Origin of the sequence: Nonomuraea sp. NPDC051191, assembly GCF_044455665.1 — a bacterium.
Lineage (GTDB): Bacteria > Actinomycetota > Actinomycetes > Streptosporangiales > Streptosporangiaceae > Nonomuraea.
The window spans coordinates 1-13,268 of record NZ_JBITEZ010000012.1 but is presented as its reverse complement, the minus strand read 5'-3'; the positions used below and the strand labels follow the sequence as shown (position 1 = coordinate 13,268).

Genomic DNA, 13,268 nt, shown 5'->3' with positions numbered 1-13,268 from the left:
ACAGTGCTACCGCATCGGCGTGGGCTGACGGTGGCAGCGGCGAGGAGCGTGCGCGTCCTGACTCCAGGTAGAAACATAGCGCGTCGAACGCCGCTCGAACCAGCTAGCCCGGTTTCGCTTAGCTGGCGTTGCCCGCAATGTCCGTGGTCATGCGCGTACGCCGCGGCACCTGGGGCCTACTACCGCTTCATCCCCGAGTCGGTGAGCAAGCTCGGTGAGCTGCTTACCCCGCTGGCCGAGACCGTCTCCGCGTGAGCGGCCCCTCAGACGACGGGAATCCCCGCCCGCACCACCCATTGCTTTATCGTCTCCCACTCGCTTCCCCAAGCGTCGCGCCTGATCGTGCCGTCGACCGGCGCGGCCTCACCCCGCTCTTCCACACCAACATGACCCCGTACGGGACCGTGCAACTGCGGCCTGACCGGCGCCTGGATCTGACCGGACCGCCGCCCGGGCCGGAAAGCTGATGCGACAGAGGGCCGCGCGACGGGGCCCCAGGTCGCAGGGCGGACCTGGAGCCTCGTTCAGGAGCGGATGACGCATGTCAGGACCTGTGGGGTCATCCGGGTTCGGGGCTGTGGGGCCCCGTCAGCGGTTGAGGACCGTCTCGATCGTGGCGGCCACGCGCTCGGCCTGGATGGTACGGCCCTTCTCGTTGGGGTGTGCGTACCACGGGATCGGCTGGGTACCGAGTTCGACCTTGGAGTTCTCCAGCAGGCCGCCGATGCCCCGGCCCGCGCCGTCGCATGCCGTGTTTTTCCCGGTGTGGTCGTAGAGGTCCACGTAGTCGGCGCCGGTGTCTGCGGTGGCCTTCTTCATGACGTCGTTCAGCCGCTTCTGGACCTGGTCCAGGACGGGCAGCGCGTCCTTGGGGATGTCGGCGAACGGCAGTTGCGTCTGGCCGGGGGCCGGGGTCAGGCACTTGGTCGTGTCCTGGGGCACGAGTCTGGGGTAGCCGACCAGGACCCGCTCGGCTTCCGGGGAGAGGTAGCTCATGCTGTCGAGCATGTCCACCAGTTCGGTTTCGACTTGCTCGAACTTGTAGTCCAGCCATTCCTTTCCGTCGCCCGCGGTGAGGAAGTCCCGGCACTCGCCGGACGGTGAGTCCGGGTCCACCGGCGCTCCGGGCAGGATCGCTCCCTCGCCGCCCCGCAGCTTTGCCGAGCACTGCTTGAGGATGCTGGTGAAGCCCAGCGTGTTGCCGCCCATGCCGCCCACGACCAGCTTGGTGTCGTCCTTGAGCGCGTTCCGCTGTGCCGGCACCGTCCCGACGCCGAAGGGCAGCTGCTGCTCGCGCCCGAAGTTCTCGACGAGCGCGCCTCCGCAGGAGACGTCCGACTGGACGCTGAGCGTGATGCCCTTGCCGGCCAGGCGCCGGGTGGCGACGGCGGGATAGTTCTCCGTGGCCTGGAAACAAAGGCCCCGGGGCTTGTCGGTGTCATTGATGGGAGTGATGCCGAAGTTGGCGGTGTAGGAGTCGCCGAAGAAGACGGTCGGTACCGCCTCGGCGGGCGCTGCGGCGGCGCTTGCCGCCGGGACGGAGAGTGCCAGGCAGCCGCCCAACGCGGCAGCGAAGGCCAGCCGCCCTGCCACCGGAGTTTTCGTTGCCTTACGCATGGCTGAAGACATGGGTGACAGGGCTGAGGACATGGCTGTGCCTTTCGTCGAGGCTTGGGGAGAGGCGAGCGAGCCGACGTGCCGTGTTCGCTCACGCGTGTGCTGCCAGACAGCGATCAATTACTTAACGTAGTCGTCAGTGACTGTGCGTGATATCACGCGAAGGTAAGTCCGACCTAACTGCAACAGAGAATTCGCATTACCTGTTACAGCCACGCGGCTTGAGCTGCTCCCGCCCAGCTCGTTACTCCCTGGCGACTCACCGACTCGGTAGCGTTACCTGTCACAGCAGCCCGAACCGTCGGCCTTGGGAGCATCTGTGCCCGCCGCCATCCCCCCGCCACCCGCCGATCATGGCGGCACGGTACCGGGATCTGTCGCGGGATCAGGCGCCAGGTCGGTCGGTGCCGCGGTCGAGCGCTTCCTGAGCTCACTGCGGACCGTCACCACCCGCGGCAACTACGCCCACACCCTGGCCCGCCTGACCGCCGTCACCGGCCCGCAGCGTCCCGTCGCCGGCCTCACCCCGGACGACTACGCCGCCACCATGGCGCCCTGGGACAGCGCCGCGGCGGCCACCTGGAACCGGCACCTGTCCGCCCTGACCTCCTTCACCACCTGGGCCCAGCGCCAAGACCTCCTGGAAACCAACCCGGCACGCCGGCTAGAGCGGCGCACCCCCGCCCGGCGCGGCGACCGCGCCATCCCAGCCACCCGGCTGGAGATGCTGTTCACCGACACCGCGCACGCCCTGCGGGACCGAGTGCTCTGGCGGCTGCTGTATGAGACCGCCGCCCGCGCAGAGGAGATCCTCTGCCTCAACATCGAAGACCTCGACACCGAGTTCCGCCGCGCCCGCGTCACCTCCAAGGGCGGCGCCCTGGAGTACGTGCACTGGGCCACCGCCACCGCCCGGCTCCTACCCCGCCTGCTCGCCGGCCGCATCGCCGGGCCGGTGTTCCTGGCCGACCGGCGCGCCCCCACCTCCGGTCCCCGCGCGCCTGCGGCCGCCGACCTCTGCCCCACCACCCGGCGCGGCCGCCTGTCCTACCCGCGCGCCGAGCACCTGTTCAAAACCGCTACCGCCGAACTTGACCCGCACGGCCAGGGCTGGACCCTGCACCAGCTACGCCACAGCGCCCTGCAGCACCTCGCCGAGGCCGGGCGCACCGCGCCGGAACTGCAGGCCAAGTCCCGCCACCAGCACCTGGGCAGCCTCGGCCGCTACGTGCGCCTGGGCGAGGAGACCTCCGCCCGCATCACCGCCGAGCACGATCCCGCCGCTCAACGTAGGACACGCTGACCAGGCTCAACGCGCTCGCGTGTACTTGGTGGCAGCTTCCTTAACGACAGGTCCGTTTCGCTCAGGCGGAAACCCGAGGACGACATGACCGCGACGGTCAAGTGAGGCAAGCTTTGCTTCGGCTGCCTCCAAGCTGGCAGCGAGCCCGTGAACTACGCCGAGCCAGCCTCGTTGCTGGGCTTCGTTGATCCGCGCCCAGAGATTGAGGAGCCGAACGCGGCGGCCGCAGCGCGGGAGGAGGGGCGGACGGGCGGGGAGAGCGTCGGAGAAGACCCACGTACACGATTCCGCTCCTGACGGCACACCGTTACGAGGTGTGGGGCAGCTCCGCATCGGACTTCTGCCCGCTACTTCGGGGCTCATCGCACGAACCCGAACGGAGGGCCCAAAAAGCCCAGAGTTCACGCGAACTGAAGGTTCTTCAGTGGGAACTCACGTGGGTTCGGCATCTCAAGGCATGTTCGCCTCGTGGGTTCAGCGCACTGAATGTCGCGAAGAGTGTCAGCGGAGAGCGGTTTCGAGCGCGTCCGGCAGAGCAGTGTCGGTGATGACCAGTTCGTCGCCCAGGTTGAGGATGCGCACGTCGCCGTGATCGAGTTCGAGCCGGAGGCCGATCTCCGTCTCGATCCGGTGGTCGATGATGCGGTGAACGGCTCGGATCGACTGGCCGATGAATCGGCTCATCAGAAAATCATCTGGAACGGGACCGACGGTGACCTGGCCGTACTCGTCCATGTCATAGGAGTCGTGTGGTTGATCGAGCGTCAGCTCGAGCGAGGCGTCGGGGGCGGTGTGGAAGCGGACCGGGCCGAGATCGCTCAGGTGCAACCACATGTGCACCAGTGAGGCGTGGTCGTCGCTGGGGTGGATGTGCCAGGACACCGTCACCTGGAGCAGCCTTCGGCTGACAAGCGCATCAGCGGAGATCACGACGCCTATGGTGTCACGGTGGTTCGGGCGTCTCCGCAGCGGCCTGCAGGAGGTGGCGGGCGGCGTTGGCGTAGCGGATGGCGGTCTTGTCGTCGATGCCGAACACGGCAGCCAAATGCAGTGGGTCGGGGCCGCGAATCAGAGCCTCTTCGAGCTGGCGGTCGATGCGAAGGCGCTCCAGGGTGGCGGTCAGGCCCCGGACGGCGTTGGTGACCCAGAGCTTGCCGACCCGGGAGGTCTCCATCGCGGTGTGCTGAGTGAGCAGCACGTGGGGGTTGGCGGTGTTCGGCCAGCGGCTGCGCCGGTAGTCCAGCCAAGCGAGGAGCGCTTGACGGGTGAGCTCGTCGAGAGGGCGAGGGTGACCACCGATGGTGATGCGATGGTTGCCCAGGTCGATGTCTTCGAGCCGGAGGTCGCGGATCATCTTGGGCCGGGCCGCGTGGACGGCGGCCAGGGCGAGAATAAGGCGGATCGCCGGGGTCGTCGCGGTGGCGACGGCGCGGTCGATCTCGCCGGAGGCGAGGGGGAGGATCACCTTTTCCGGCCGGCGTGCGATGCGGATGCGGATGGTGGGGTCGCGAAAGATCCGCCCGCTCTTCCTGCAAAAGCGCATGAGCGAGCGCAGTGCCACGATGGTGTTCTCCCGTTTGGCGCCCTGCAGGGTGTCCTTGATGGTCACGATGTCATCGCGGGTGACTTCCCGCAGGTGATCGTAGGTGCCTGACCAGTCGAGCAGGACGGGCCGGATCTCGGTGAGGTAGCTCCAGACGGTCTGGATGCTGCGCGCTCGCTGGCGAGGCCCGCCCTCGTGCAGCAGGCGGGCCCATGCCTCGACGTCGGCGGCGATGCCTGGAGCGATGCCGCTCAGCTTGCCGGCCAGCCAGCGGTCGAAGGTGGGGACGCGGTCATCATCGAGCAGGCCGATGCGGGCGAGGACTTCGACGGTGTGTCCGACGCTGAGGCCGCGGTGACGCAGCTTGGGAAACAGTTCCGAGAAGCGGATCCGGTCGTCGGCAGTGTGGGTGGACAGCAGTATGACCAGGGCCCGGTCGACGTCACTGATGATCCGCCGGGTCCAGCCCCGAGCCTCGGAAAGAGCGGCGGCCGCCGCGCGGGCCCTGTGGAGTGCCGGGTTGGCGGGGTCGGCGTGCCGGCGCCGGTCGAACCTGGTGTAGTCGCGACGCACTGCGATGGGCAGCCGCAGCTGAGTCCAGCGACCAGGTGAGGTTTCCGGTTCAGCGGGCGGCGGCTGGGGACGGGAGCGTCGGCGTCCCTGCCGCCCAATGCGCGGCCCAGGACCTTGGGATCGCTGCCGGTGTATGTTGCTAAGGAACAGCTGCTGGCAGGTGAGCCTGCGCAGGAACGGTTCCAGCACGGTGACCTGGTCCTTGGCCTCCAAGCTGGCCTGCAGCCAGCACAGCCGGCAATACCCCTTCTTGGTCGGGACCTCGCGGTGGCAGCTTGCGCACTGGCCGACTTGGTGGAGCTGGCCGAAGGTGTAGCAGGCGCGGCAGTATCGCCCCGGGAGCACGCCCCAGGCATAGCAGCCCACGCAGGTCGCCGCCGGTTTGATCAGGGAGATGACGCCCATCAGACGGGGGGCAGCGACCGTCCGTCTCGACGCTTGGGCGTCACCACAGGGGGCTCGCCCACCGCTGTGACGCGGGCCTGGCCGCTTTCGGCAGGAGCAGGCACGAGATCCGGTTCTGGGATCAGCAGCTCTGCCGTGCCGCAACCGAGCAGCGGCGTACTGCCCATACCTGGCATGGATCTCGCGCAGAAGATCCAGGAGGCTGTCCCGATGGCTGGCCGGAAGCCGGCGTCGGCCCAGCGGCGCGGTGGTCTGAGCGGTCTTCAGGATCTTCTCGGGTAGGACACCGCCGCCTCGTGCGCTCGAAGTCACGCCTGGCTGCTCCTGGTATGTCGCTGATCGGGGCACTTTAGGACAGGTGCTCCCCGGTCAACCCGACGGGTGAGACCCGGACTCTTGATGGACGATCGGGCCGAACTCGTGCGCGACTCGTAGGAAGTCTTGGATGAGGTCGTCCTGGCGGGCTGTGCGCCGGATCAGCGCCCAGCGGGCGGGCGGGGCGTCATGGATGGGCACGTACGTGATCTCCGGCCGGGCGAAGTAGCGGACGGCGTGTGCGTGGGCGGGCGAGACGGCCTCGCCGTTGGACAGCAGGGGGAGCATCTCGGCGGAGCTCGTGGCGATGGGGCCGATGGGAATCGGCCGACCACTGGGTGTGTACCGGGGGGTGAGCGCCTCTCGCCAGTAGTCCGGCTTGGCGCCGCCCATGACCACCTCGTCGGCGAGATCTTCGTACGAGATCGACGGCCGCCCCGCCAGCCGATGCTTGGTGCCGACGGCGAGCACCACGGGCTCGATGTAGACGACGGGGCCCACGGTGAGGTCCGGCTCATTGACGGGAAGCCAGGCGATCTGCAGATCGACCTCTCCTGCCCGCAGCGGACCGAAGGGGTCGCCGAACCCGACGTAGCGAAAGTGGATCTCGCAGGTGGGATGGCGAGCCTCGAAGTCGTTGAACAGCGGACGAAGGTCCTCATGGTTGGAGTTGACCATGCCGATCCGGAGCCGGCCCGTCTTGCCTCGGGCGGCGAGCTTCGCCCGGCGCATGCCGTCCTGGAGCCCGGTGTAGACGGGCCAGAGGTCGTCGCGGAGCTGCCGGCCGAGGGGGGTCAGCTGCACGGCGCGGTTGGTGCGCTCGAACAGCGCGGCGCCGATCTGGCGTTCCTGCTTCTTGATGGCCTGGGTGATGCGGGCGGGGGTCACAAGCAGCCGTTCGGCGGTCCGGCCGAAGTGGAGCTCTTCGGCCAGGGTCAGGAAGATCTCGATGTCGCGCAGTTCCACGACCCCCCCGCGTTAACTCAGCGATTAATACGGCATTGCATGTTTCGTCATTGTTGTGGGCGATGGTCGGAGTCGATCCTAGTCGCCGGAGATTCAGACTACTTCTGGAGCGACACAATGACCCCATTGATGGGCAAGACAGCGCTGGTGACCGGTGCTTCTCGCGGGATCGGCCGGGCCATCGCGCGGCGGCTGGCGGCTGGCGGGGCGCTGGTGGCCGTGCACTACGGCAGCAACGCGGCAGCAGCCCGGGAGACCGTGCACCTGATCGAGAAGGACGGCGGCCGGGCCTTCCCGATCCAAGCCGAGCTGGGCGTGCCCGGGGACGTGGACACACTGTTCGCCGCGCTGGAGGCGGGCCTTGCCGCACAGGCCGGCCAGGTACGGCTGGACATCCTGGTCAACAACGCCGCCATCACCGCCGAGTCGATCGAGACGATCACGCCGGAGGCGTTCGACCGGCTCATCGCGGTCAACACCAAGGCGCCGCTGTTCATCATCCAGCGGGCCCTGCCCCTGCTGAACGACGGAGGCCGCATCATCAACCTGTCCACCGCGGCGACCAGGATCGCGATGCCCGAGCAACCCTACGCGATGAGCAAGGCCGCCATCGAGGTGCTCAGCCGCTCCCTGGCCCAGGTCGTCGGCGGGCGGGGCATCACGGTCAACGCCGTGGCGCCCGGGCCGACGGTCACCGACATGAACCCCTGGATGCTCGACAACCCCGAGGTCCAGCAGATGGTGGGCAGCGGCAACGCCATCTCCAGGGCCGGGCAGCCCAGTGACATCGCCGACGTGGTGGCCTTCCTGGCCTCGGAGGCGGGCCGCTGGGTGACCGGACAGATTATCGACGCCTCCGGTGGCTGCTTCCTCGGCCCTCGTGTCTGACCCCGGCCGGCAGGCACTGACACCCTCGCGGACCGTTGTCAGCGCACGGTGAGTGCGCTGACAGCGCGGTCCAGCAGGCTCTGATTCGTCAACAAAGATCCCCTCACGCATCGGAACATCACTGTGAACACCAAGATCCGGGCCAGCGTCCTGGCCCTCAGCCTTACCGTCACCACCGCCGGCATCGCCGCGGCGAGTGCCTCCGCGGCCGTCGCCGAGCCTGGCGACGCCAAGGTCGTCGCCGCGCTCAACGCGGTGGCCAAGCCCCTCGTCGCCACCTCACCCCAGGGTGGCCTGCACGACCTGGACGCGTTCGGCGCGATGGTGGCGGGTGCGAAGGTGGTCGGCGTCGGAGAAGCCACACACAGCACCGCCGAGTTCTACACCCTCAACCACCGGCTCTTCCGCTACCTGGTCACCGAGAAAGGCTTCACCACCTTCGCCCGGGAACTGAGCTGGAGCACCGGCGTGCGGCTCAACGACTACGTCCTGCACGGAAAGGGCAACCCCCGCCAGATCCTGCACGACGAGGTCACCGGTCCCTACGGCCTGTTCAACAACCGTGAGTTCCTCGGCCTGATCACCTGGATGCGCTCCTACAACACCACCCACCCGGCCAAGGTCCAGTTCATGGGCGCCGACCTGCTCTACCCCGGCGACGTCCTGTTCGACAAAGTCCTCGGCTACATCGCCGAACACCACCCCGACCTGACACCCCAGTTCACCAAACTGTACGGGGGACTGCGGCCCACCACCCCCAACGCCGGCGAGTACATGGGCATCGCGCTCACCCAGCCGCTGCAGACCCGCAAGGACAACGCCCGGCGCGCCACCGAAGCCCTCGAACTCCTCCAGCGGCAAAAGCCCGGCGGCGACGACTACCAGTGGGCGCTGCAGCACGCCCGCGCCTTGTCCCAGACCTTCACCGACTTCGCCTTCGACCAGGCCACCGCCGAAGGACGCCGCCAAGCCCAGGAATACCGCGACACCGCACTGGCCGACAACGTCGTCTGGTGGAACAAGACGACCGGCCACAAGATCCAGATGTCCGGGTTGAACGCGCACATCAGCTACACCCCGATCGACACCATGTTCGTCCCCGCCCCCATGGGCGGCGTCCTACGCCAACACCTCGGCAACCGCTTCGTCGCCGTCGGCACCAGCTTCGACCAGGGCGGCTACAACTTCAGCCTCGACAAAGGCACCTGCCCCGCCGGCGCCACCCCCGCCGAACGACCCCTGACCTGCAAAGGCTCCGTCGCCGCCGCCGACAGCGACTACAACGAACACATCCTGGACCAGGTCCACCACCGCGACTTCATCCTCGACACCCGCACCACACCACAACCCGCCAAGACCTGGCTCGCCCAGCCCCGCCCCACCCGCCTGATCGGCGGCGGCTTCTGGTCACCCGACCAAGCCACCAAGGCCGCCCTCGGCAGATCCTTCGACGTCGTGATCCACCTGCACAAGGTCAAGGCCGCCAAGCTCCTGCCGTGAGAACGGTCGCCTGACGGCATGACCGCGTCAGGCGACAGCGGCCGCGTCGGGCCAGGAACGGCCGGCAAACAAGTCGGCGATGGATTGGCGGTTGACGCCGGAGGCGGCGGCCAGGCCGCGCAGGCTCAGGCGGCGTTCGCCCAGGATGTCGGCGATGGCCTGGACGCGTCCTTCTCCCGAAGCTGGCCCTAGCCGCCAATTAGCGCTGACCGGACGGTGCTCCCTGTCTCCGCCCCAATTCGGCCGCATGCTCAGCAGGGTGCGGACTCCGGACTTCGGCTGATCAGGGGTCGCAGACCAATATCGCGCCGGACTTATCCTGCCATGTCCGAGCCGTAACCCTCGCACGCACACCCCCTGCGACCAGGCGACTATCCCTTTCGGCGTTACTTGGTCTGCGCCCCTACTGGGACCTTGGGGAGACCGCGGGCGGCGCCTGCTTCGAGGTGGACCGGCGCGGCTCAGTTGCCAGGGTCTGTCTCATGAACGGGGGCTTCTACGACGTCAGCCCCATCGTTCTGCAGGTGCCCCACGACGACTACTGGTATCTGGTCGTCGACAGCTATGACCGGGTCAAGGCCTCCGTCGCCCAGATCTACGACAACGACTGACGCGTACGCAGGCCCCCGCCCTGCCCGAAAAGCCGGGCTGCTTCCAAGGGAGCGATCTCGGCGGTGCTGGTGATGGATGCTGGGGTCATCCGGGGCCGGTTGCGACGGTCCCGGACGCCCTACTTCGTGAGCACACGGGGCAGGTGCGCGTGGCGGTGGTGGACGTCGACGGCCTGGCCGTGCTCGCGCAGTCGGGCGGCCAGGATCTCGACCAGGCCGGCCGCGCGGTGCTTGCCGCCGGCGATGCTGCGCGGCCCGCTCAGTTGCGCGAGCTGGGGCTGACCCCCTGAGCGTCCCTGGTCCGCACCACAAGCAGGTGTAGGCGGTGACGGCCTGCGCACGGCACGGGCCGTCACCATGTCCTCAAAAGCAACGGTGCAGTTCAATGACGCGTGGGGGCGATAAAGCGAGTCGCCTGGCGCACGTTCTCCTGAAGGTGTCCGGCTTCCCGGTTGCCGTGCTCGGGTGAGAGCGCGCGGCCGTGTGCTGCTCAGGCACGGGTGGCCGAGTCGTCCTTGGCGCGGGGTGCGGCGGCCAGGGCAGCGGCCAGGCATATCGCGGCTGCGGCGAGGGCGATGATCACGCCGGTTCGGGTGCCGGATGCGGTGAGCAGGAGCCAGCCGAAGACGGCAGCGCCGAGCGAGCCACCGAGCTGCCGGGCGAAGGTGAGGGCGCCCATGGTAGAGCCGATCTGGTGCGGCTGGGCGCGTCCCTGGGCGATCAAAGTGTAGGCCTGCATGGACAGGCCCAGGGCGCTGCCGGCCAGCGCCATGCCCGCGATCGCCAGCGGGATGCTGACCAGGCGCGGCGCGTCGTGGAGGGCCGGGAGCACGGCCAGAGCGGCCATGCCGGCGATCCCCAGGACAAGCGCGATACGGCCCCAGCGCCACAGGGCCGGGTAGCGGCGGGCCAGGATGGAGAACATGGTGGTGGCCGCTAGCTGACCAGTGGTCAGCGCTAGCAAGAGCAGCCCCGTCTCGCCACTGCCGGCGCCGGTCCCCTCCTTGATGGCCAGCGGGATGAAGGCGAACGTGCCGAACAGCGCGATGCCGGCCAGGCCTGTTGAGGCGATGCTGCGAGCCACCGCGCGATCGCCGAACAGGGCGGGTGGAATCAGGGGCTCGGCGGCGCGGCGCTCGGTCTTGGCGAAGAGCAGTGCGCAGACGGCCACGGCGGCGAGCACGGCCGCCGTGCCCCACGGGTTGCGGGCCAGCGACTGCATGGAACCGAGCGTGACCACGCTGCCGCCGATCACCGTGATCAAGGCGGCGCCCCGCGTGTCGAACGAGCTGCGGTTACGGTCCTGCGGCCGGCCGGGCAGCCCGCGCTGCGACAGCGCCGCTGCCGCAGCGCACAGCGGGAGATTGACCAGAAAAATCCAGCGCCAGCCGGGCCCGGCAGCCAGCAGACCGCCCAGCGGGGGTCCGGCCAGCGAGGAGAGCGCGAAGACGCCGGTGAGATGGCCCTGGCGTCGAACCAGTTCCTCGCGGGTGAACATCTGCGCCAGGGCGCTGATCGCGGTGACCACCAGTCCGCCCCCGCCGATGCCCTGGATGGCCCTCGCCGCGATCAGGACGGGCATGGACGGTGCCAGCGCGCAGGCCAGTGAGCCTGCGGCGAAGGCTATGAGAGTGCCGTTGAAGACGGTTCGCCTGCCCAGCAGGTCGCCCAGTTTCCCGTGGATGGGCGTGGAGACCGTGACGGCGAGCAGGTAGACGGCGGTGATCGCGGCGATGGCTCCGCCAGCTTGCAGGTCGGCCGAGATGGCAGGCAGCGCGGCGACCACGATATTCGTGTCGAGCTGGGCCATCAGCATGCCCATGAGCAGGGCGGCGAAGGCGAGTGGTGTCGCCCGTGGCGGCCCGGCGGCGACTGGGGGAGTAGATGTGTGCATATCGCACACGCTAGAATGCTTGCGAAACGCACGCAAATCTGGAGGGTCCATGCTTCCCGAACTCAAGAGACAGCACAGCCACGAGGTCGAGGACCCGGCGCGAGCCCATCTCGCCGGAGCGGGCCCCGCCCTCTTTCGACTGGTCCGCTTCTGGTCCCGCCGCTGGGTGACGGCCGCGGCCGTCGAACTCACCGGCGACATGGCCAAGGTGCAGGACATCCTCGTCCTGGAGGCGATCGACGCCGCCTCGGCGCGACTCGGAGAGGTCTCGGTCACCGACGTCGCCCACGAACTCGGCCTCGACCGCTCCGGTGCCAGCCGCATGATCAGCGAGGCCGTCAAGCACGGCTACGTCACCCGCGAAGCCTCCGAACAAGACGCCCGCCGCGCGACGCTGATGGTCACCCCCGCCGGAGCGGACATCCTGACCGGCGCGCACGCCTTCCAGGAAGAAGTCTTCGCCCGCCTCACGGCATCATGGCGCCCCGAGGACGCCGCCGGCCTCGCCGAGCACCTTCGCCGACTGGCTGCCGAAGTCGCGCCATAAGGGGGACGGAGCAAACCCACGGAGCCACTATCCAGGCCGGGGCACTCGGCCATCGTCATCCTGCGCCAGGAGGCCGAAGCGATACCCCGCCCCCGTGCGGTGTGACACAGAACTTGCATTATCTGTCACATAGGCGGCCATCGGGCCGCGTCCGCCCAGCTCGGCGTTCGCCGCCACCGCGGCGACTCGGCTACGTCATGTGTCACATCGCCTGCCTGGAGGACTTTCGTGTCCGTCGTGTCCTTCCCCGGCTCGCCGGCCCCGGCCGACGGCCCCTCGCCCGCAACGCCGATGACGGCCGCGGCCGCCACCACCCTGGAACCGGCACCTGTCCGCGCTGGTCTCCTTCACCACCTGGGCCCAGCGCCAGGACCTGCTGGCCACCAACCCGGCCCGGCGCCTGGAACGCCGCAAGAGCGCCCGCCGCGGCGACCGCGCCCTCCCGGCCGCCCGGCTGGACAAGCTGTTCACCGACCCCGCGCACGCCCTGCGCGAACGGGTGCTGTGGAGGCTCCTGTACGACACGGCCGCCCGCGCCGAGGAAATCCTCACCCTGAACATCGAGGACCTCGACCTGGAGTTCCGCCGCGCCCGCGTCATCTCCAAGGGCGGCGCCATCGAATACGGCCCGGAACTCCTATAGCTCCGGCAAGCCGCCACTCAGTTGATCAGTGGGTACGCCGACGGGGTGCCAGGACCTCGGTGACCTTGGCGATGGCTTCGGCGCCGGGTTTGACGTAGCGCATGGCGATGGGCTCCCTGCTCGGGTTCACGCCACCAGCCCCAAAGTAACTCTGAGTAATTATGGCTACTGTTCGTGTTCTCAGAAATGAGGAGTTCTGACAGACCTCGCCCCGTCGCCCGGAGCTGTCCGGTTTGTCCCTGGCCGCCGTTCCCACAACCTCTCGCAAAACCGTTTTCTCACAACAGCGTTCGCGACAGGTTTTGCGACATGAGCGATCTTGCCGACCCGGCCGCCGCGGTCGAGGCGTTCGACTGTCCCACGTGCCGGGCACCGGCGGGCAGCGCCTGCCGGACCCGGGGTGGGAAGGTCGCGCCGAAGTACCACACGCCGCGCTTCATGCCGGCACCCCAGCTACGGGCCG

Annotated in this window: 13 protein-coding genes; 7 read left to right on the top strand and 6 right to left on the bottom strand. The window is 68.6% G+C overall.

Annotated elements, in window-relative coordinates; all coding sequences use genetic code 11:
• Positions 1 to 588 precede the first annotated feature (588 nt).
• Positions 589 to 1,593, bottom strand: a complete 1,005-nt coding sequence (locus ACIA8R_RS31950) for an SGNH/GDSL hydrolase family protein (RefSeq protein ID WP_397041743.1) — start codon at positions 1,591 to 1,593, stop codon at positions 589 to 591.
• 343 nt (positions 1,594 to 1,936) lie between these two features.
• On the opposite strand from ACIA8R_RS31950, the gene ACIA8R_RS31945 reads away from it, so the two are divergent.
• On the top strand, positions 1,937 to 2,920 hold the full coding sequence (locus ACIA8R_RS31945; RefSeq protein WP_397041742.1) for a tyrosine-type recombinase/integrase: 984 nt from the start codon (positions 1,937 to 1,939) through the stop codon (positions 2,918 to 2,920).
• Positions 2,921 to 3,421: 501 nt separating this feature from the next.
• On the opposite strand, the gene ACIA8R_RS31940 is transcribed toward ACIA8R_RS31945, so the two are convergent.
• From ACIA8R_RS31940 to ACIA8R_RS31930, 3 genes are all read right to left on the bottom strand, one after another.
• On the bottom strand, positions 3,422 to 3,850 hold the full coding sequence (locus tag ACIA8R_RS31940; protein ID WP_397041741.1) for a hypothetical protein: 429 nt from the start codon (positions 3,848 to 3,850) through the stop codon (positions 3,422 to 3,424).
• A gap of 13 nt (positions 3,851 to 3,863) precedes the next feature.
• Complete coding sequence (locus ACIA8R_RS31935; protein ID WP_397041740.1) at positions 3,864 to 5,441, bottom strand: tyrosine-type recombinase/integrase; 1,578 nt, start codon at positions 5,439 to 5,441, stop codon at positions 3,864 to 3,866.
• Positions 5,442 to 5,810: 369 nt separating this feature from the next.
• Positions 5,811 to 6,722: a LysR family transcriptional regulator gene (locus ACIA8R_RS31930; protein ID WP_397041739.1), complete on the bottom strand. Its 912-nt coding sequence runs from the start codon at positions 6,720 to 6,722 to the stop codon at positions 5,811 to 5,813.
• 129 nt (positions 6,723 to 6,851) lie between these two features.
• On the opposite strand from ACIA8R_RS31930, the gene ACIA8R_RS31925 reads away from it, so the two are divergent.
• A complete protein-coding gene (locus ACIA8R_RS31925; protein ID WP_397041738.1) occupies positions 6,852 to 7,610 on the top strand; it encodes an SDR family oxidoreductase in 759 nt (252 codons plus the stop codon).
• Positions 7,611 to 7,733: 123 nt separating this feature from the next.
• Positions 7,734 to 9,110: an erythromycin esterase family protein gene (locus ACIA8R_RS31920; protein WP_397041737.1), complete on the top strand. Its 1,377-nt coding sequence runs from the start codon at positions 7,734 to 7,736 to the stop codon at positions 9,108 to 9,110.
• Positions 9,111 to 9,137: 27 nt separating this feature from the next.
• Here the strand turns inward: ACIA8R_RS31920 and ACIA8R_RS31915 are convergent, their stop codons facing one another.
• Positions 9,138 to 9,359 (bottom strand): hypothetical protein, encoded by a 222-nt coding sequence (locus ACIA8R_RS31915; protein WP_397041736.1) that lies wholly within the window; start codon positions 9,357 to 9,359, stop codon positions 9,138 to 9,140.
• 233 nt (positions 9,360 to 9,592) lie between these two features.
• Here ACIA8R_RS31915 and ACIA8R_RS31910 point away from each other — a divergent pair, with 233 nt between their 5' ends.
• Complete coding sequence (locus tag ACIA8R_RS31910; protein WP_397041735.1) at positions 9,593 to 9,721, top strand: hypothetical protein; 129 nt, start codon at positions 9,593 to 9,595, stop codon at positions 9,719 to 9,721.
• A 149-nt stretch (positions 9,722 to 9,870) separates the two neighbouring features.
• Complete coding sequence (locus tag ACIA8R_RS31905) at positions 9,871 to 10,011, top strand: hypothetical protein (protein ID WP_364088762.1); 141 nt, start codon at positions 9,871 to 9,873, stop codon at positions 10,009 to 10,011.
• A gap of 200 nt (positions 10,012 to 10,211) precedes the next feature.
• Here the strand turns inward: ACIA8R_RS31905 and ACIA8R_RS31900 are convergent, their stop codons facing one another.
• On the bottom strand, positions 10,212 to 11,615 hold the full coding sequence (locus ACIA8R_RS31900; RefSeq protein WP_364088760.1) for an MFS transporter: 1,404 nt from the start codon (positions 11,613 to 11,615) through the stop codon (positions 10,212 to 10,214).
• Between the two features lie 49 nt (positions 11,616 to 11,664).
• Here ACIA8R_RS31900 and ACIA8R_RS31895 point away from each other — a divergent pair, with 49 nt between their 5' ends.
• A complete protein-coding gene (locus ACIA8R_RS31895; protein ID WP_364088757.1) occupies positions 11,665 to 12,162 on the top strand; it encodes a MarR family winged helix-turn-helix transcriptional regulator in 498 nt (165 codons plus the stop codon).
• 328 nt (positions 12,163 to 12,490) lie between these two features.
• Complete coding sequence (locus tag ACIA8R_RS31890; protein WP_397042022.1) at positions 12,491 to 12,805, top strand: tyrosine-type recombinase/integrase; 315 nt, start codon at positions 12,491 to 12,493, stop codon at positions 12,803 to 12,805.
• Positions 12,806 to 13,268 lie beyond the last annotated feature (463 nt).

Excerpts from the sequence above, each read along its gene's own strand:
- ACIA8R_RS31935 (WP_397041740.1), bottom strand. The coding sequence starts at position 5,441 with ATGGGCGTCATCTCCCTGATCAAACCGGCGGCGACCTGCGTGGGCTGC.
- ACIA8R_RS31925 (WP_397041738.1), top strand. The coding sequence starts at position 6,852 with ATGGGCAAGACAGCGCTGGTGACCGGTGCTTCTCGCGGGATCGGCCGG.
- ACIA8R_RS31915 (WP_397041736.1), bottom strand. The coding sequence starts at position 9,359 with ATGCGGCCGAATTGGGGCGGAGACAGGGAGCACCGTCCGGTCAGCGCT.
- ACIA8R_RS31910 (WP_397041735.1), top strand. The coding sequence starts at position 9,593 with ATGAACGGGGGCTTCTACGACGTCAGCCCCATCGTTCTGCAGGTGCCC.
- ACIA8R_RS31900 (WP_364088760.1), bottom strand. The coding sequence starts at position 11,615 with ATGCACACATCTACTCCCCCAGTCGCCGCCGGGCCGCCACGGGCGACA.
- ACIA8R_RS31895 (WP_364088757.1), top strand. The coding sequence starts at position 11,665 with ATGCTTCCCGAACTCAAGAGACAGCACAGCCACGAGGTCGAGGACCCG.